Below are 18,183 nucleotides of genomic sequence, written 5' to 3'. Positions count from 1 at the left end.
CCGGTCCGGTGGGAATCGCTCCACAACGGCAAGGGGCCCGCCCGGGACCCCTTGCCGTTGTGCTCCCGTGGGCGCTCGGCGCTCTAGCCCTTGTGGCCGTTGTGGCCCTTGTAACCCGTCACCGTGGCGATCCATTCGATGAAGTCGCCCGGGTCCTCGTCCGCGCCGTGACCGGCGTCCCAGTAGTACGAGGTGTCGACGTCGTCGCCGAGGTTCTTCAGACGGGCGGCGAGGTTGCCCGCGACGGTGAGGGCGGTGTCGCTGTCCTTGGTGCCGAGACGGATCCACCAGTGCTTCGACCGGTTCCCGTTGGCCTGGTCCACGAGGTGGAACATCGGGTTCATCAGATGGAGCTTCGCGGGGATGTCGCTGTCGAGGCGCGCGCTGTCGCCCTCTTCGTGGCGCAGGCTGTAGAGGGTGAAGTGCCGGTTGGCGGTGGTCCCCGCACCGAACTCGTTGTTCTCAGGGGCGGACAGGTCGAAGGCGTCGAACGCCGGGGTGTTCTTCTTGCGGGGCCCCACGTGGGTGAGGAAGTCGGCCCAGGTGAAGGACGCCCTGCCCGCGGACCACGTGATGAACGGGTTCGCGGCCAGGTAGGTCGCTCGGTCCGCGTCCGACAGTGCCGCGAGGTACTTGGTGGCCGACGGCTCCAGGTGGGTCTTGACCAGGTACTCGTCGAGGTTGCGCGCCGTGAGGGTGCCGAAGCCCTTCGCCGTCAGCCTGAGGGAGGCGAGATAGTCGCCGTACGCGCTGGTCAGCGCCTTGGAGATGGTCTGGTCGACGGTCGAGCCGCTGCTCAGGGCGTTGGCGCCCCAGTTCCACTCGTACGCCATGTCGGCGTGTTCGAGGTCGGTGATCGGGCACCAGGCGCCGGTGGCGAAGATGGCGTCGCTCGCGTCGGCCGCGCCCAGCTCCTTCAGGTAGGAGTCGTAGAGCGGGCTGTCGCCGGACGCGCCGAGCAGCGAGGACAGCGCGCCGCCGGCGCTGACTCCCGCGGAGACGATCCGGTTCACGTCGCCCGGGATGCGCCCCTTGTTGAACTTCACGTACCGGACCGCGGCCTTGAGGTCGACGATGACGGCGGGGGCGGTGCCGTAGTACGTGCCGCTGGAGTCGACGAGGGTGCGGCCGCGGGCACCGGGCTCGACCACGACGTATCCGGCCGCGAGCGCCAACTGCTGGCGGCTCGAGGCGGAGTCGGCAGCGGGAGCGGGACCGCCCGGGCCGCCGGGGCCGCCGGGGCCCATCCCGCCGCCCGCGCCGATCCCCGTGGCGCTCGCGACGGACGAGGGCATGTACCCGCCGATCTGGTTGGCGAGGAGGATGGGCGCACGGGTCGCGTCCACGGCCGTACCGTCGATCGTCACCGGCACGCTGACGTTGAGGGACTGGTAGGTGGCGTCCACCGGGTTGGCCACGTACGAGGCCACTTTGTAGAAGTGGTAGACGACTTCGTGGGCGGTGCCGGTGGTGTCCGTGATGGTGGTGGTCAACTCCGTGTAGGCGTCCGGGTCGAAGACCAGGGAGGAGTCCGTGGACGCCGCGGACGACGCGGCGGACGTTCGGCTCGCCGCCTGCGCACTGGAGGCGAACCCGACCGCCGGCACCGCGGCACCCACGGCGAGCCCCATGACCACTGTCCTACGCTTCACTGCCGTCTCCTGTCTTAGCGGCTCGTTCGAACAACGCGCCCCAGGACAACAGCCGTTCCTAAGCGCCTCCTTTGTGTCTCCCGTGGCAGCACCGGAACCGGCCACCGCCCTGACCAGCCAAAACCACGGTCACCCTGTCTTACCGGTCTGCAAACCGAACCAATCGCCCACAAAATTGTCAGCAATTTTGGCGCGATCTCGTCCGGCCGGAACGCGTCGCCCGAAGGGGGCGAGTCGACGTGCCCGAGCCCTCAGCGCGTCAACGGCAGCGCCCCGAAGGCGTGGTGCTCCCAGAGGCGGCGTGAGGTCTCGTGCGGGTAGGGGGTGACCACGGAGTCCGTGTCGAAGACCTGGGTCGGCCGCCGCTCGATGTCGTACGCGGGCCAGCCCGGGTCTCCCGTCGTGGCGAACGCCGTCCAGGCCGTGCGGAAGCGGGACGACAGGGCCTCGGCCTCCGGGGAGGGCTCGACCCCGGCGAACAGCATCAGGCCGAGGTCGGCCCCGTACGTTCCGAACAGCAGCGGTACGTCCAGGCCGTGACAGGCACCCAGCGCGCCGCCGTAGGCGGGGGCGGCCCAGGCCAGCTCGTAGACGTGCGCACGGCCACCGCCCGCTGTCTGCGCCTCGGCCAGGCGCAGCGAGGGCATACGGAACAGCGCGTCGGAGTGCACCCACTCGTGGAGCTCCTCGGGCGAGGCGTCGGGGAAGGCGGTGCGGTAGGCCCGCTCGCCGTCAGCCCCGGAGCCCAGCCCCGGCTCCGGCTCCGACCCCGGATCCGACCGCGACCCCGACCCCGACCGCGATTGGAGTACCGCTGCCGGTCCGAAGGTGCGCAGTGCTGCCGTCGCCTGCTCGTCGGTGATCGTCCCGAGTCGACCCCCCAGCGCGGCGAACAGCCGGTACTCGTCCCGGGTGTGCCCGACGATCAGTTCCACGTCCCGTGCCGCGCCGGCCGCCAGTGCCTGCCAGGGGTCGGACGGCAGCAGTTCCCCGTCGACGACGGGCGAGAAGGCGGTCAGCGTGTGGGCGACCGTGCCCCACCTGTCCTCGAACGTCCGCATCTTGGCGCCCAAAGTCTCGCCCGCGGCGGTCAGTTGCCGGGGATCCACCGTCGAGAGGTCGGCGGCCGTCGGGCGCAGCCCCGCCTCGGCGGCGATGGCGGCGGCGATGTCCCGGGCGAGTTCGTCGGAGAAGAAGGGGCCGGGCACGCTCTGCGCGATCGCCCGCCCGAACAGCCCGGCCGCGCTCGGCATGGCCAGCAGCGCGGCGATGGACCCGGCGCCCGCGGACTCGCCGAAGACGGTGACCCGGCCGGGGTCGCCGCCGAAGGCCGCGATGTTCTCCCGTACCCATTCCAGGGCCGCGATCTGGTCGAGCAGCCCCCGGTTGGCGGGGGCCCCGTCGATCCGGGCGAAACCCTCCACTCCGAGGCGGTAGTTGAGGGTGACGACGATCAGGTCGCCGTCGCGGGCGATGCGGCGGGCGTCGTATCCGGGGCTGCCGGAGTGGCCGAGCTTGTAGGCGCCGCCGTAGATCCAGACCATCACCGGTCGGCGGGCGGCCGGGTCCGGGTCGGGCGTCCAGACGTTGACGGTCAGCCAGTCGTCGCCCATGGGGCCGTCGATCACCCCGGTACGGCCCTGGAAGCCCGACTCCTGCGGGGGCGGCGGGCCGAAGGCGAACGCGTCCCGGGTGCCGTCCCAGGCGGCCGCCGGACGCGGGGCGGCGAACCGCGCGTCCCCCACCGGCGGTTCCGCGAACGGAATGCCCCGGAAGACCACCAGCCCGTCCTCCCGGCGACCGCGCACCGCACCGGCCCGGGTGCGCACCACGCTCGCTCCTGCTGACGTCACGACGGCTCCCTGGGTACGCGGTGGAACGGAACGGGTCCTCGCGGGAACAGCGTGCTACGAAACAGCCGGGCGATCACCCCCCGGGGATGCGGAGGGTGATCGCCCGGGTGTGATTTCGGACAGGTCGGCCCGCGGCTCAGCTGAGGGTGCTCATCGCCTTCGCGTCGTACGACCCGAGCTCCTCGAACCGTCCGTCCAGTACCTTCGCCGCCCACTCCGGGTCCTGGAGGAGAGCGCGGCCCACGGCGACGAGGTCGAACTCGTCGCGCTCCAGTCGCTCGAGGAGGTTGTCGAGGGACGCCACCGCGGAGCCCTCGCCCGCGAAGGCCTTGATGAAGTCGCTCTGGAGGCCGACCGAGCCGACGGTGATGGTGGGCTTGCCGGTGATCTTCTTGGTCCAGCCCGCGAGGTTCAGGTCGGAGCCGTCGAACTCGGGGAGCCAGTAGCGGCGGGTGGACGCGTGGAAGGCGTCGATGCCGGCGGCGGCGAGCGGGGTCAGGATGGCCTCCAGCTCCTGAGGGGTCTCGGCGAGCCGGGCGTCGTAGTTGTTCGACTTCCACTGCGAGTAGCGGAAAAGGACGGGGAAGTCCGCCGAGACCGAGTCACGGACCGCGGCGACGATCTCCGCCGCGAACTTCGTACGGGCGACGGGGTCGCCGCCGTACGCGTCCGTACGCCGGTTGGTGCCCGCCCACAGGAACTGGTCGATCAGATATCCGTGCGCGCCGTGCAGTTCGACGCCGTCGAAGCCTATGCGCTCGGCGGTGGCGGCGGCCTCGGCGAACGCGACGATGACCTCGTCCAGGTCGGCCTGGGTCATGGCCTTGCCGGTGCCCTCGGTGCCGTTGAGACGGATGCCCGAGGGGCCGACCGCGGGGGCGTCGGCGTACGGCGGCTGCCCTTCCCTGCGCACCATTCCGATGTGCCACAGCTGCGGAACGATCGCGCCGCCGGCCGCGTGCACCGCGTCGGCGACCTCCGTCCAGCCCGCGAGCTGCTCCGAGCCGTGGAAGCGCGGGACGCGGTCGCTCTCCCCGGCCGAGTCGTGGCCGACGTACGTGCCCTCGGTGACGATGAGGCCCACGCCCGCGGCGGCACGGCGGGCGTAGTACCGGGCCACGTCCTCACCGGGGACGCCGCCCGGGGAGAACTGCCGGGTCATCGGTGCCATCACGATCCGGTTCGGGACGGTCAGGCCGTTCAGCGAGACGGGGCGGGAAAGGATCTCGGCCGCGCGGGAGTCGGGGGCGTCGAGCGTCACGTGGGGGGCTCCTCGGAGGGGTCGAAGGACATCGAAGTCGGAGGCATCGAGGGCGAAGGACAACGGGGTCGAAGGACAACGATGCGGATGATCGATGCGGATGGTCGGACAGGTCGGCCGGCGGGGAGTGGGCATGTATGTGCGTGCGCATGCGTATTCACCGCACTCTGGGCCTCAACCGCCCTCTCCGCCGCCGCATTCCACGGCCCTTGGCCTCCCGCGTGTGACCCCGGGCACGCCCGAGGGCGGCACCCCCTGGGAGTGGGGGTACCGCCCTCGGAACGTAGGACAGTGATCAACCAGAGGCCGATCAGAAGTCCATGTCACCGCCCGGCATGCCGCCCGGAGCGGCCGCGGAGGCCTTCTCCGGCTTGTCGGCGATGACGGCCTCGGTGGTCAGGAACAGCGCGGCGATGGAGGCGGCGTTCTGCAGGGCAGAGCGGGTCACCTTCGCCGGGTCGATGATGCCTTCGGCGATCATGTCGACGTACTCACCGGTCGCGGCGTTCAGACCGTGGCCGACGGGCAGGTTGCGCACCTTCTCGACGATGACGCCACCCTCGAGACCACCGTTGACGGCGATCTGCTTGAGCGGGGCCTCCAGGGCGAGCTTCACGGCGTTGGCGCCGGTCGCCTCGTCACCCGTCAGCTCCAGCTTCTCGAAGACCGAGGAGGCCTGGATGAGGGCCACGCCACCACCGGCGACGATGCCCTCCTCGACGGCCGCCTTCGCGTTGCGAACGGCGTCCTCGATGCGGTGCTTGCGCTCCTTGAGCTCGACCTCGGTGGCGGCACCGGCCTTGATGACGGCCACGCCGCCGGCCAGCTTCGCCAGGCGCTCCTGGAGCTTCTCGCGGTCGTAGTCCGAGTCCGAGTTCTCGATCTCGGCGCGGATCTGGTTGACCCGGCCGGCGACCTGGTCGGCGGAGCCGGAGCCGTCGACGATCGTGGTCTCGTCCTTGGTGATGACGACCTTGCGGGCGCGGCCCAGCAGGTCCAGACCCGCGTTCTCCAGCTTGAGGCCGACCTCCTCGGAGATGACCTCGCCGCCCGTGAGGATGGCGATGTCGCCGAGCATGGCCTTGCGGCGGTCACCGAAGCCCGGGGCCTTGACGGCGACGGACTTGAAGGTGCCACGGATCTTGTTGACGACCAGGGTCGACAGGGCCTCGCCCTCGACGTCCTCGGCGATGATCAGCAGCGGCTTGCCCGACTGCATGACCTTCTCCAGGAGCGGGAGCAGGTCCTTGACGTTGGAGATCTTGGAGTTGGCGATCAGGATGTACGGGTCGTCGAGGACGGCCTCCATACGCTCCATGTCGGTGGCGAAGTACGCCGAGATGTAGCCCTTGTCGAAGCGCATACCCTCGGTGAGCTCCAGCTCCAGACCGAAGGTCTGGGACTCCTCGACGGTGATGACGCCTTCCTTGCCGACCTTGTCCATCGCCTCGGCGATGAGCTCGCCGATCTGGGTGTCGGCGGCGGAGATGGAGGCCGTGGAAGCGATCTGCTCCTTGGTCTCGACATCCTTGGCCTGCTCAAGGAGGGCACCGGAGACGGCCTCGACGGCCTTCTCGATACCGCGCTTGAGAGCCATCGGGTTGGCGCCGGCGGCTACGTTGCGCAGGCCCTCGCGGACGAGCGCCTGGGCGAGGACGGTCGCGGTGGTCGTACCGTCACCGGCGACGTCGTCCGTCTTCTTGGCGACTTCCTTGACCAGCTCGGCGCCGATCTTCTCGTACGGGTCCTCGAGCTCGATCTCCTTGGCGATGGAAACACCATCGTTGGTGATCGTGGGGGCGCCCCACTTCTTCTCGAGGACGACGTTGCGGCCCTTGGGGCCAAGGGTGACCTTGACGGCGTCGGCGAGCTGGTTCATCCCGCGCTCGAGACCGCGCCGTGCCTCCTCGTCGAACGCGATGATCTTGGCCATGTGAAGTGGTCCTCCCGGACTGGGGTGGATTGCTCCGGACCGCGCTGGCGCCCGCGACGGACGGCCTGCCTGCCCTGTGGTTCCTTGCACCACCTGGCCTGCGGGCCTCACCCACCCGGTCCTTCGTTATCACTCTCACCTTCAGAGTGCTAACGCCAATGATTAGCACTCGCCCCTGCCGAGTGCAAGCGCCTCACCTTGATCCGCAGGTGAGAAGGGGCGCGCGACCCGCGCGTCGCGCCGGTGCGCAAGCGGACCCACACCCGCGGGCGGGACAGACCGAAGGGCTCGTACCCCGGGGGATACGAGCCCTTCGTCACGTCGAACAGTCAGTCGGCGCGTGCTTCAGCCGGTCGCCAGTCGGACCATGTCCGCCTGCGGCCCCTTCTGGCCCTGCGAGATCTCGAAATCGACCCGCTGACCCTCTTCCAGGGTGCGGTAGCCGTCCATCTGAATCGCGCTGTAGTGGACGAATACATCCGCACCACCGTCGACCGCGATGAAGCCGTACCCCTTCTCCGCGTTGAACCACTTGACGGTGCCCTGAGCCATGCCTAACTCCCCTATTACTGGCCCTTGCACAGGACCGCACTTCGCGGACCCGGGTCAGACCTCCACCCCCCAACGGTTGGGGGTGTGCGCCGGAACGCGTCGACCGCGGCTGAATGTATCTGTCCAACTGCCGTCTGCAACAGGTCAATCGGACGAGAATTCCGGGCGCGCCCGATCGGGAATATAGGGAGAATTCGCGAAGATTCAGGGCAAGTCGGGCCCCATAAATGCCATATAAGGCTCAAAAACGCGGGGCATTTTGGCTACTTCTTGCCGGACTTCGGGCGCGAACTCATATGCACCCGGCGTGCAAAATGGAGCGACTTCCCCAACTGTACCGCGCTCAACCATACAGAATTGCCCCCTCCGCTTCTCTCACGGAGGGGGCAATTCGATGAACTCTCGGTGATTGGCATTACCGAGGGTAATGATCTCACCCTGTGTAATGCCCCGCCCGATGGTCAGCCACCGGCGACGGCGGGGATGATCGATACTCCCGCGCCGTCCGGCGTCGCCGTCTCCAGACCCTGCTCGAAGCGGACGTCGTCGTCGTTCACGTACACGTTGACGAAACGGCGCAGCTTGCCCTGGTCGTCCAGGACGCGCGCGGCGATACCCGTGTGGTTCTTCTCCAGGTCCGCGATGACCTCGCCGAGGGTCCCACCCTCGGCCGTCACCTCGGCCTGACCAGCGGTGTAGGTGCGCAGGATGGTGGGGATGCGGACGGAAACGCTCATTCTTGTGACCTCCGGTCAGGTAAGGGCTTTCAGGGGCGCGGGGCGTTGCTAAATATGCGGCTCCGCCGCGTGGGCGCGACCAGCCCCCACCGGCCCGCAGACGAACAACGACGCTTACGCGAGCCCAGCTTCCCTGAAGGACTCAAGGCTGGGGCGAATCGTCGCGGTGAGCCCGGTACCCGCCACCGCATCCAGCGTCTTCAGACCATCACCGGTGTTCAGGACCACGGTGGTCAGGCTCGGGTCGAGGAGCCCGTTCTCGATCAGCTTCTTGGTGACACCCACGGTCACCCCGCCGGCGGTCTCCGCGAAGATGCCCTCGGTCCGGGCGAGCAGCTTGATCGCGTCGACGACCTGCTCGTCGTTGACGTCCTCCACCGCACCGCCCGTGCGCCGCGCGATGTCCAGCACGTACGGCCCGTCGGCCGGGTTGCCGATGGCGAGCGACTTGGCGATGGTGTTCGGCTTCTGGGGTCGTACGACGTCGTGGCCGGCCTTGTAGGCGACGGACACCGGCGAGCAGCCCTCGGCCTGGGCGCCGAAGATCTTGTACGGCTTGTCCTCGACCAGTCCGAGCTTGATCAGCTCCTGCAGCCCCTTGTCGATCTTCGTGAGCTGGGAGCCGGAGGCGATGGGGATCACCAGCTGGTCGGGGAGCTGCCAGCCCAGCTGCTCGCAGATCTCGTACGCGAGGGTCTTGGACCCCTCCGCGTAGTACGGCCGCAGGTTGACGTTGACGAAGCCCCAGCCCTCACCGGCCGGGTCGCCGATCAGCTCGGAGCAGAAGCGGTTCACGTCGTCGTAGTTGCCCTCGATGCCGACGAGCTCGCCGCCGTAGATCGCGGCCATGACGATCTTGCCCTGCTCCAGGTCGTGCGGGATGAACACGCAGGAACGGAAGCCGGCGCGGGCGGCGGCGGCACCCACGGCGCCGGCGAGGTTGCCGGTGGAGGAGCAGGAGAGGGTCGTGAAGTCGAACGCGCGGGCGGCCTCGATGGCCTGGGCGACGACGCGGTCCTTGAAGGAGTGCGTCGGGTTGCCGGAGTCGTCCTTGACGAAGAGCTTGCCGGCCTCGACGCCCAGCTCGCGGGCGAGGTTGTCGGCCTTGACGAGCTTGGTCCAGCCGGGGTTGATGTTCGGCTTGTCGGCGACGTCGGCCGGGACGGGGAGCAGCGGCGCGTAGCGCCAGATGTTCGCGGGGCCCGCTTCGATGCGCGCCCGGAGCTCTTCGGTTTCGTACGCCGAGAAGTCGTACGCGATCTCCAGCGGGCCGAAACACTCCTCGCAGGCGAAAACCGGGCCGAGCGGCACGCGGTGCCCGCACTCACGGCAGGAAAGCGCGGCGGCGGGTCCGAGATCCACACCGGCTACGGTGGTGGTGTCGCCCGCGACAGGGTTCGTGGTGCTTGCAACAGTCGAACTTGCAACAGTCTGCGCAGCCATGGAGGCGAGGCCCTTTCTCCTCATCTTCCTCACGACGCACTTCGCCGTGAGACGGATTTGGCACCTTCCCAAGCCGGGAGCCTCGCCACATCAATGTGACAAGAACCAGCTGGAGGGTTGCCGGGGCTTCATCGGGCCGTATCCCTCTGCCCCTCTGGATGAGCGGTATTCGGTTGTGTCGTGCGGGTGGTGCGGTGGTCCGCAAATGATCTACGACATGCGATGGTCATCCGCGTTGTTCAAGACTGTAACCGAAGGCCAGGACAGTTGAGAGAGTCGTCCGAACCGCGAGATGGATCACACCGTGAGACACCGGGTGATCAGACAGTGAGGAGCCGCAGACTGTGCTGAAGGAAGTTGAGCGCTGGCTGAGCAATCGCTCCTGGTCCGTGACCGATCGCCCGCTCCACCAGATCATGTCCGCCAAACGGGCCACCGGCTCCTCGGTGAGCGTCGTGCTGCCCGCGCTGAACGAGGAGGAGACGGTCGGCGAGATCGTCGCCATCATCCGCCACGACCTGATGCAGCAGGTGCCCCTCGTCGACGAGATCGTCGTCATCGACTCGGGCTCGACCGACCGCACCTCGCAGGTGGCCGCCGCGGCGGGCGCGCGCGTGGTGCACCGGGACGAGATCCTGCCGCGCATCCCGGCCGTGCCCGGCAAGGGCGAGGTGCTGTGGCGTTCCCTCCTCGTGACGAGCGGGGACATCGTCTGTTTCATCGACGCGGACCTGAAGGAGTTCTCCTCGGACTTCGTCTCGGGGATCGTGGGGCCGCTGCTCACCGAGCCCGGTGTGGACCTCGTCAAGGCGATGTACGACCGTCCGCTCGGTGGTGCGGCGGGTCAGGGCGGCCGGGTCACCGAACTCATGGCCCGCCCCCTCCTCAACATGCACTGGCCGCAGCTGGCCGGCTTCGTGCAGCCGCTCGGCGGGGAGTACGCGGCCCGCCGCTCGCTGCTCGAACAGCTCCCCTTCCCCGTCGGGTACGGGATCGAGCTGGGCATGCTCGTCGACGCCCTGCACCTGGTGGGCCTGGACGCGCTCGCCCAGGTCGACGTGGGGGTGCGCAAGCACCGCCACCAGGACGGGCAGGCGCTGGGCCGGATGTCCGCCGCGATCTACCGCACGGCCCAGCTCCGGCTGGCCCGCGGCCACCTGATCCGTCCGGCACTCACCCAGTTCGAACGCGGCGGGGACGGTTTCGAGCCGCGCACATACTCGGTGGACACGGAGGAACGTCCGCCGATGGTCGAAATCTCCGAGTACCAGAAACGAAGGGCGGCGTAGCAGCGCCCCTGCAAGGTGTGACGGCATACGGCTGAAGGGAACGTTTGAGCGTTTCGACGCCGGGCTAGGTTTCGATGCATGGCTTCCCCCGCTTCAACGCAAGGCGCCCACCACATCCTCGTCGCGTCCAACCGCGGCCCGGTCACCTACGAGGTCCACGAGGACGGCTCGCTGCGCGCCAAGCGCGGTGGCGGCGGGCTGGTCTCGGGTCTCTCCGCGATCGGGCCGGACGCGGGGGCCCTGTGGGTGTGCTCGGCGCTCGGCGACGGCGACCGCGAGGCGGTCCGGCGCGGGGTCGCCGAGGACGGCGTACGGATGCTGGACATCGACGCCGACGTGCACGCGGACGCGTACAACGGCATCGCGAACTCCGTGCTGTGGTTCGTCCACCACATGCTGTACCAGACCCCGCTGGAGCCGGTCTTCGACGCGGAGTTCCGGCGCCGGTGGGCGTCGTACGAGGTGTACAACCGTGCCTTCGCCGAGGCGCTGGCCGCGGAGGCGGCGCAGGGCGCGGTGGTGATCGTCCAGGACTACCACCTGACCCTCGTCCCCGGGATGCTGCGCGCGCTCCGCCCCGACCTGCGGATCGGCCACTTCTCGCACACCCCCTGGGCCCCGGTCGACTACTTCCGGATGCTGCCCGACGACATCGCCGAACAGGTGCTGCGCGGCATGCTCGGCGCGGACCGGCTCGGCTTCCTCACCCACCGCTGGGCGGACGCGTTCACCGCCTGCTGCGACGCGCTCGTCGGCGGGCTCGGCGACACCCGGATCGGCGTGCACGGGCTCGGCGCGGACGCGGACTTCCTGCGCAGGCGCGCGCACGAGGCGGACGTCGCGGACCGCATGGCCGCGCTGCGGGAGCAGATCGGCGAGGGCCGCAGGACCATCGTGCGGGTCGACCGGACCGAGCTGTCGAAGAACATCGTGCGGGGCCTGCTGGCGTACCGGCAGCTGTTGGAGGACCACCCGGAGTGGCGCGAGCGCGTCGTCCACGTGGCCTTCGCCTACCCCTCCCGTCAGGATCTGGCCGTCTACCGCGACTACACGGCCGAGGTCCAGCGCGTGGCGACCGAGATCAACTCCCGGTACGGCACGCCGGGCTGGACCCCGGTCGTCCTCCACGTCAAGGACGACTTCGCCCGCTCCCTGGCCGCGTACCGGCTCGCCGACGTCGCCCTCGTCAACCCCATCCGCGACGGCATGAACCTTGTCGCCAAGGAGGTGCCCGTCGTCTCCGACGAGGGGTGCGTGCTGGTGCTCTCGCGGGAGGCGGGGGCGTACGAGGAGCTGGGCGAGGACGCGGTGGTGGTGAACCCGTACGACGTGGTCGGCACCGCGCGGGCGCTGGACGCGGCGCTGGCCATGCCGGTGGGAGAGCGGGCGGAGCGTACGAAACGGTTGGCCGCCGCCGCGACGGCGTTGCCTCCGGCGCAGTGGTTTTTGGAGCAGTTGCGGGAGTTGGAGGGCTGAGTCGGGAGTCTCCCGCCCGGGGATCAACCGTCCAGGCGAGTCGCCAATGCCGTCAGCAGGCGTACGACTCCCGCCGGGCCGTCGACGACGAGATCCGCGCGTTCGGCCAGTTCGGTGACTTCCGCGCTGCCGCTGCACACCAGGAGGCCCGGGACGCCGTCCGAGCGGAGTTTGTCGACGGCGGCGAAGGCGGGGAGGTCGCCCAGGTCGTCGCCGGCGTACACGACGGCCTCGGCGTGGACCTCGCGGGCGTACTCCAGCAGGGCGACGCCCTTGTCCATGCCCGGGGGACGGAGTTCGAGGACCATCCGACCGGGTTCGACGATCAGGCCGTGGCGGGTGGCGAGGTCGGCGAGAGGTTCGCGCAGTGCCTCGAACGCAGCCTGGGGGTCCTGCGCGCGGCGGGTGTGGACGGCGACCGCGCGGCCCTTCTCCTCGATCCAGGTGCCGTGCCAGGCGCCGACCCTGTCGAGGACCCCGGGCAGCTCGGCACGGACGGCGGCGACGCCGGGGTGCGGGGCGGGGGCGTTGACGGTGCCGGTGCGGGCGTCCCAGCGTTCGGCGCCGTAGTGGCCGAGGACGACGAGGTGGTCGAGGCCCGGGACGCCCGCGAAGCCGCCGTGGCGGACCGCCACTCCGGCCGGGCGGCCGGTGATCACGGCGACGGAGGCGACCTTCGGGGCGAGGGCCGCCAGGGCGGGCACCGCGTCGGGGTGGGCGCGGGCCTGTTCCGGGTCGGCGACGATGGGGGCGAGTGTTCCGTCGAAGTCGAGCGCGATGACGGCCCGGTCGGGCCGGGTGAGGACGGCGTCGAGGCCGTCGCGTCCGGCGGGGGTCACGGGTGTCGGCAAAGCTTCCGTGACGTCCGGGGATTCCGGGGTTTCCGAGTGGCTGCCCATGCTCCGACCCTATCCGCGCGGCCCCGGGCGCACCCACGGCTCACCGAGTCACACCACCCCGCCCGCCCCACCGCGGCCGAAGAACCCGCCCCCAGGAAGCCGGTGTCAGCGTTCCGCGCGGCGGGTGTCCCGGATGCGGCGGAGGCGGTTCACCGTGATCGGGTCGTGGGCGAGGGCACGGGGGTCGTCGAGGAGGGCGTTGAGGAGTTGGTAGTAGCGGACGGGGGCGAGGCCGAGTTGCTCGCGTATCGCCCGTTCCTTCGCGCCCGGCCCGGTGAACCCACGCCGCTCCATGGCGAGGATCCCCCGCTCCCGCCCGCTCAGTTCGTCCATGACCGCACCGTAGCTCCCGCCGCTGACAATGCTGTCGGCGAATCCGCCGGCAGGGACACGCTCCTCGGCAACCGTGAACACTTAAGCGCTTAAGTGTTCACGGTTGCCGACACACATCGGGTCGGACCGACGTCACTCACCCGCGGCGGTGTCGGTCATGGTCGCCGTCTGCTGGAGCGAGCCGAGGGTGCCGGACGGGTTGCCGTCCGGGGAGACCGCCTTGCCGATCTGCTTCTTGATGTCGGCGCTGACAGCGGCCCAGGACGTCTTGCCGACCGGATAGAGCTGGGAGGAGGGGAGCTCGTCCAGGAACGGGGCGAGGTCCGCGTCGTTCTTGTCCTGCGCCATCGTCTCGGACGCGGACGCCGTGACCGGCAGCAGGTCGTACTCACGGGAGAAGGCGAGCACGTTCTTCTCGCTGTAGACGTAGTCGAGGAACGTACCGATCTGATCGCGGTGGCCGTTCTTCTTGAAGGCCATCATCCAGTCGGCGACACCCATCGTGGCCCGGGACCGCCCGCTCGCCCCGGGCATCGGCACCATCCCGAACTTCACACCCTTGTCGGCGGCCATCTTCATCAGCGTGGGGTGTCCGTTGAGCATCCCGACCTCGCCGCGCGCGAACGCCGCGAAGGCGTCGGCACGATTGAGCTTCGCGGGCGCGACCGGTCCGGTGAGGCCCTTGCCGACCAGATCGTCCTTGAGCCAGGTGAGGGTGGCGACGTTCTGCGCGGAGTCCAGGCTGTAGGTGCCGACGTCGTCGGTGTAGCCGTCGCCACCGCTCAGCAGCCACTGCATGGTCTCGGCCTGGGCCTCCTCGGGACCGAGGGGCAGCGCGTAGGGGATCTTCACTCCCCGGGCCTTCAGCGCCCGCGCGTCGGCGGCCAGCTCGCTCCACGTCGTCGGCGCGCTGAGACCCGCGGCGGAGAACAGCTTCTTGTTGTAGAAGAGCAGCCGGGTGGAGGCGGCGAACGGCATGCCGTACTGCACCCGGTTCATCTTCCCCGCGTCGGTGAGCTGCGCGACGAAGTCGGCCTGGACGGGTATGGAGAGCACCTCTTCGGCCTTGTACAGCTGGCCCTTGGAGGCGTAGTCGGCGTACGCGCCGATCTGCGCCATGTCGGGGGCGTCGCCCTGCTCGACCATCTCCTTGACCTTGCGGTCGACCTCGGTCCACGGGTAGACGCTGACCTCGACCTTGGTCCCGGGGTGGTCGGCCTCGTACCCCTTGACGAGCTTGTCCCAGTACTTCTGGGAACTGTTGGCCTTGGAGTCCCCGTAGTCGGCGGCCACGAGTCTGAGGGTCACGTCCCCGGAACCGCCCGAGCTGCCGCAGCCCGCGAGGGTCGCCGTCATGCCCAGGGCGGACCCCGCCGCGATCAGTACCGTCCTACGCCCTGCCCTACGCCGCTGCACCGCGCTTCTCCCAACCCCTGGCCGCCCCTGTCCAGAGGCTGCCCGTCTTTGCTTCTGCGTCCGTTGCATCCGTCTCGGAATGCGGATACAAGGTCTACACCACGCGAGTGGACTAGACCTCTCCTGGGGTAAGGGGAGACACTGTCCCCCGTGAGACATGTCATCGCCCTCGATGTGGGCGGCACCGGGATGAAGGCCGCCCTGGTCGGAGCGGAGGGCGAGCTCCTCCACCAGGCCCGCCGCGCCACCGGCCGCGAGCGCGGTCCGGACGCCGTGGTCGACGCGATCCTCGACTTCGCGGTCGAGCTGCGCGCGTACGGCGAGCACCACCTCGGCGAGTCCGCGGCGGCCGCCGGAGTCGCCGTCCCCGGCATCGTCGACGCCGAGGAGGGCGTGGCGGTGTACTCGGCCAACCTGGGCTGGCGCGACGTCCCGATGCGCCGGCTGCTCGGTGACCGGCTGGGCGGGGTGCCGGTGGCGCTCGGGCACGACGTACGCACCGGCGGGCTCGCGGAGGGCCGGATCGGCGCGGGGCAGGGGGCCGACCGCTTCCTGTTCGTCCCCCTCGGCACCGGCATCGCGGGCGCGATCGGCATCGACGGCGGCGTCGAGGCGGGCGCGCACGGTTTCGCGGGCGAGATCGGCCATGTCGTCGTACGCCCCGGCGGGACCCCGTGTCCGTGCGGGCAGCACGGCTGTCTGGAGCGGTACGCGTCCGCCGCCGCCGTCAGCCAGGCCTGGGCCGAGGCCTCCGGAGACCCGGAGGCGGACGCCGCCGACTGCGCGAAGGCCGTCGAGTCCGGGGATCCCCGGGCGCGGAAGGTCTGGCAGGACGCCGTCGACGCGCTCGCCGACGGACTCGTCACCGCGCTCACCCTGCTGGACCCGCGCACCCTGATCATCGGCGGCGGCCTCGCCGAGGCCGGGGAAACCCTGTTCACACCGCTACGGGCCGCCGTCGAACGGCGCGTCACCTTCCAGAAACTGCCGCCCCTCGTCCCCGCGGCTCTCGGGGACACGGCCGGCTGCCTGGGCGCGGGCCTGCTGGCCTGGGACCTGCTGAATCAGCCGACCATTTCCCAACCGACTTCGGAGGTAACCACCTGATGGCCCCTAGAACGGTTCTCGCCGGTGCCAGGGTGGTACTGCCCACCGGAGTCGTGGACGACGGCCGCGTGATCGTCGACGGCGCGCGCATCGCCGGCAGCGCGCCCTCGTCGGCGCCGACACTGGACCTCTCGGGCCACTGGCTCGTCCCCGGCTTCGTGGACCTCCACAACCACGGCGGCGGCGGCGCCTCCTTCACCTCCGGAACCGTCGAGGAGGTCCTCCAGGGCGTCCACACCCACCGACTGCACGGCACCACCACCCTCGTCGCCTCGACCGTGACCGGCGACATGGACGGCCTGGCCCAGCGCGCCGGGCTGCTCTCCGAGCTGGCCGAGCAGGGCGACATCGCCGGCATCCACTTCGAGGGCCCGTTCATCTCGCCGTGCCGCAAGGGCGCGCACTCCGAGGAGCTGCTGCGCGACCCGGACCCGGCCGACGTCCGCAAGCTGATCGACGCGGCGCGCGGCCGGGCCAGCATGGTCACCCTCGCCACCGAGCTGCCGGGCGGCATCGACTCCGTACGCCTGCTGGCCGAGCACGGGGTGATCGCGGCGATCGGACACACGGACGCGACGTACGAGCAGACGGTGGAGGCCATCGACGCGGGCGCGACCGTCGCCACGCACCTGTTCAACGCCATGCCCACGCTCGGACACCGCACGCCCGGCCCGATCGCCGCCCTCCTGGAGGACGAGCGGATCACCGTCGAGCTGATCAACGACGGCACCCACCTCCACCCCGCCGCGCTCCAGCTGGCGTTCCATCACGCGGGCGCGGACCGGGTGGCGTTCATCACGGACGCCATGGACGCGGCAGGCTTCGGCGACGGCCGCTATCTGCTCGGTCCGCTGGAGGTCGAGGTCAGCGAGGGTGTCGCCCGGCTGGTGGAGGGCGGCTCGATCGCGGGCTCCACGCTCACCCTCGACCGCGCCTTCCAGCGGGCGGTGACCGTCGACCGGCTGCCGGTCGAGGACATCGTCGCGGCCCTGTCCGCCAACCCGGCCCGCCTGCTCGGCCTGTACGACACGGTGGGCTCGCTGGAACCGGGCAAGGACGCCGACCTGGTGGTTCTGGACGCGGACTTCACCCTCAAGGGCGTGATGCGCAAGGGAACCTGGGTGTTGGATCCCCAACTGGGCTGATTCACCCCATTGTTGCGTAACGGCGGTTGACCCGGGGGACTGGGCCGACCGCCGTTGTCTTTGGCATGATCGAGCCCCCGGAACCGTGGAACTGTCGCCAAGCGCATCGAGGGAGGTCGGCCCAGGTGATCCTCACCGTCACACTGAACACCGCTCTCGACATCACCTACCGCGTACGGTCCCTGCGCCCGCACACCGCGCACCGGGTGACCGAGGTGACCGAACGCCCCGGCGGCAAGGGCCTGAACGTGGCCCGGGTGCTGGCCGCCCTCGGCCACGACGTGACGGTCACGGGTTTCACGGGCGGCGCGACGGGCCGCGCCCTGCGGGACCAACTCGCGGACACCCCCGGGGTGCTGGACGCGCTGATCCCCGTGACGGGCTCGACCCGCCGCACCATAGCCGTGGTCGACACGACGACGGGTGACACGACTCAACTCAACGAGCCCGGCCCGCAGATCACCTCCGCCGAGTGGGCGGCCTTCCAGGAGGCGTACGAGGTACTGCTGCGCTCCGCCTCGGCGGTGGCCCTGTGCGGCAGCCTGCCACCGGGCGTGCCGGTGGGCGCGTACGCGGGACTGATCCGCGCGGCCCGCGCGGCGGCCGTCCCGGTCCTCCTGGACACCAGCGGCGAACCCCTGCGCCGGGGAGTCGCCGCCCGCCCCGACATCGTCAAGCCGAACGCCGACGAACTGGCCGAACTCACCGGCTCCCACGAGCCGTTGCAGGCGACCCGGGACACCCGCAGACGCGGCGCGCACGCCGTCGTGGCCTCACTGGGCGCCCAGGGCCTGCTGGCCCACACTCCGGACGGCCTCTGGCGCGCCACCCCACCGCGCCGCGTCCACGGCAACCCGACCGGCGCGGGCGACTCCGCGGTCGCGGGCCTGCTGTCGGGACTGGTGGAGCACCTGCCATGGCCGGAGCGCCTGGCCCGGGCCGTCGCCCTGTCCGCGGCGACCGTACTGGCACCGGTGGCGGGCGAGTTCGACCACCTGGCGTACGAGACCCTGCTCGACCAGATCGCGGTGACGGGGGACGCGACGGCGGCGTGACGCCACGGCTTGGGAAACGTGGAAGCGTCCCT

Annotated in this window: 15 protein-coding genes and 1 riboswitch; of the genes, 5 read left to right on the top strand and 10 right to left on the bottom strand. The window is 70.2% G+C overall.

What is annotated here, in order from left to right; translation table 11 throughout:
• Positions 1-83: 83 nt before the first annotated feature.
• The 7 genes from OG568_RS28460 to thrC form a co-directional block, all read right to left on the bottom strand.
• Positions 84-1,652, bottom strand: a complete 1,569-nt coding sequence (locus OG568_RS28460) for a subtype B tannase (RefSeq protein ID WP_329533592.1) — start codon at positions 1,650-1,652, stop codon at positions 84-86.
• 251 nt (positions 1,653-1,903) lie between these two features.
• Positions 1,904-3,505 (bottom strand): carboxylesterase/lipase family protein, encoded by a 1,602-nt coding sequence (locus OG568_RS28455; protein WP_329533591.1) that lies wholly within the window; start codon positions 3,503-3,505, stop codon positions 1,904-1,906.
• 136 nt (positions 3,506-3,641) lie between these two features.
• Positions 3,642-4,766 (bottom strand): NADH:flavin oxidoreductase, encoded by a 1,125-nt coding sequence (locus OG568_RS28450; protein ID WP_329533590.1) that lies wholly within the window; start codon positions 4,764-4,766, stop codon positions 3,642-3,644.
• A 310-nt stretch (positions 4,767-5,076) separates the two neighbouring features.
• Positions 5,077-6,699, bottom strand: a complete 1,623-nt coding sequence (gene groL, locus OG568_RS28445) for a chaperonin GroEL (RefSeq protein WP_266583397.1) — start codon at positions 6,697-6,699, stop codon at positions 5,077-5,079.
• 345 nt (positions 6,700-7,044) lie between these two features.
• Entirely contained in the window at positions 7,045-7,251 is a 207-nt protein-coding gene (locus OG568_RS28440) for a cold-shock protein (RefSeq protein WP_007493268.1), read from the bottom strand.
• A gap of 461 nt (positions 7,252-7,712) precedes the next feature.
• Positions 7,713-7,988, bottom strand: a complete 276-nt coding sequence (locus OG568_RS28435) for a MoaD/ThiS family protein (RefSeq protein WP_329533588.1) — start codon at positions 7,986-7,988, stop codon at positions 7,713-7,715.
• Positions 7,989-8,102: 114 nt separating this feature from the next.
• Positions 8,103-9,431, bottom strand: a complete 1,329-nt coding sequence (gene thrC, locus OG568_RS28430) for a threonine synthase (RefSeq protein WP_329533587.1) — start codon at positions 9,429-9,431, stop codon at positions 8,103-8,105.
• Between the two features lie 17 nt (positions 9,432-9,448).
• Positions 9,449-9,596: riboswitch (SAM riboswitch) on the bottom strand.
• A 179-nt stretch (positions 9,597-9,775) separates the two neighbouring features.
• On the opposite strand from thrC, the gene OG568_RS28425 reads away from it, so the two are divergent.
• Both OG568_RS28425 and OG568_RS28420 read left to right on the top strand, forming a co-directional pair.
• On the top strand, positions 9,776-10,720 hold the full coding sequence (locus tag OG568_RS28425; RefSeq protein WP_329533586.1) for a glucosyl-3-phosphoglycerate synthase: 945 nt from the start codon (positions 9,776-9,778) through the stop codon (positions 10,718-10,720).
• A gap of 78 nt (positions 10,721-10,798) precedes the next feature.
• Positions 10,799-12,196, top strand: a complete 1,398-nt coding sequence (locus OG568_RS28420) for an alpha,alpha-trehalose-phosphate synthase (UDP-forming) (protein WP_329533585.1) — start codon at positions 10,799-10,801, stop codon at positions 12,194-12,196.
• Between the two features lie 23 nt (positions 12,197-12,219).
• Here the strand turns inward: OG568_RS28420 and otsB are convergent, their stop codons facing one another.
• The 3 genes from otsB to OG568_RS28405 all read right to left on the bottom strand — a co-directional run bounded on the left by otsB (position 12,220) and on the right by OG568_RS28405 (position 14,784).
• The gene (gene otsB, locus OG568_RS28415; RefSeq protein ID WP_266583404.1) at positions 12,220-13,095 is read right to left on the bottom strand and encodes a trehalose-phosphatase; all 876 of its coding nucleotides are present in this window, start codon (positions 13,093-13,095) and stop codon (positions 12,220-12,222) included.
• Between the two features lie 105 nt (positions 13,096-13,200).
• Positions 13,201-13,428, bottom strand: a complete 228-nt coding sequence (locus OG568_RS28410; protein WP_266433351.1) for a DUF3263 domain-containing protein — start codon at positions 13,426-13,428, stop codon at positions 13,201-13,203.
• Between the two features lie 132 nt (positions 13,429-13,560).
• On the bottom strand, positions 13,561-14,784 hold the full coding sequence (locus tag OG568_RS28405) for an extracellular solute-binding protein (RefSeq protein WP_329533584.1): 1,224 nt from the start codon (positions 14,782-14,784) through the stop codon (positions 13,561-13,563).
• 210 nt (positions 14,785-14,994) lie between these two features.
• Here OG568_RS28405 and OG568_RS28400 point away from each other — a divergent pair, with 210 nt between their 5' ends.
• From OG568_RS28400 to OG568_RS28390, 3 genes are all read left to right on the top strand, one after another.
• Positions 14,995-15,951 (top strand): ROK family protein, encoded by a 957-nt coding sequence (locus tag OG568_RS28400; protein WP_329366967.1) that lies wholly within the window; start codon positions 14,995-14,997, stop codon positions 15,949-15,951.
• Positions 15,951-17,096 carry an N-acetylglucosamine-6-phosphate deacetylase gene (nagA, locus tag OG568_RS28395; protein WP_329533583.1) on the top strand — a complete coding sequence of 382 codons (1,146 nt, stop codon included), beginning with the start codon at positions 15,951-15,953 and terminating at the stop codon, positions 17,094-17,096. Before OG568_RS28400 ends, nagA begins: the two co-directional genes overlap by 1 nt.
• Positions 17,097-17,221: 125 nt before the next feature.
• Positions 17,222-18,151 carry a 1-phosphofructokinase family hexose kinase gene (locus tag OG568_RS28390; protein ID WP_329533582.1) on the top strand — a complete coding sequence of 310 codons (930 nt, stop codon included), beginning with the start codon at positions 17,222-17,224 and terminating at the stop codon, positions 18,149-18,151.
• The last annotated feature ends 32 nt before the right edge of the window (positions 18,152-18,183 follow it).

The organism is Streptomyces sp. NBC_01450 (assembly GCF_036227505.1).
Classification (GTDB): domain Bacteria; phylum Actinomycetota; class Actinomycetes; order Streptomycetales; family Streptomycetaceae; genus Streptomyces.
Note: the sequence above shows the minus strand (reverse complement) of the source record. Positions and strands in the feature narration are given on the sequence as shown.

Bases quoted from the DNA above. Each gene is read 5' to 3' on its own strand.
- OG568_RS28410 (WP_266433351.1), bottom strand. From the start codon at position 13,428: ATGGACGAACTGAGCGGGCGGGAGCGGGGGATCCTCGCCATGGAGCGG.
- OG568_RS28405 (WP_329533584.1), bottom strand. From the start codon at position 14,784: ATGACGGCGACCCTCGCGGGCTGCGGCAGCTCGGGCGGTTCCGGGGAC.
- thrC (WP_329533587.1), bottom strand. From the start codon at position 9,431: ATGGCTGCGCAGACTGTTGCAAGTTCGACTGTTGCAAGCACCACGAAC.
- OG568_RS28435 (WP_329533588.1), bottom strand. From the start codon at position 7,988: ATGAGCGTTTCCGTCCGCATCCCCACCATCCTGCGCACCTACACCGCT.
- otsB (WP_266583404.1), bottom strand. From the start codon at position 13,095: ATGGGCAGCCACTCGGAAACCCCGGAATCCCCGGACGTCACGGAAGCT.
- OG568_RS28420 (WP_329533585.1), top strand. From the start codon at position 10,799: ATGGCTTCCCCCGCTTCAACGCAAGGCGCCCACCACATCCTCGTCGCG.
- nagA (WP_329533583.1), top strand. From the start codon at position 15,951: ATGGCCCCTAGAACGGTTCTCGCCGGTGCCAGGGTGGTACTGCCCACC.
- groL (WP_266583397.1), bottom strand. From the start codon at position 6,699: ATGGCCAAGATCATCGCGTTCGACGAGGAGGCACGGCGCGGTCTCGAG.
- OG568_RS28440 (WP_007493268.1), bottom strand. From the start codon at position 7,251: ATGGCTCAGGGCACCGTCAAGTGGTTCAACGCGGAGAAGGGGTACGGC.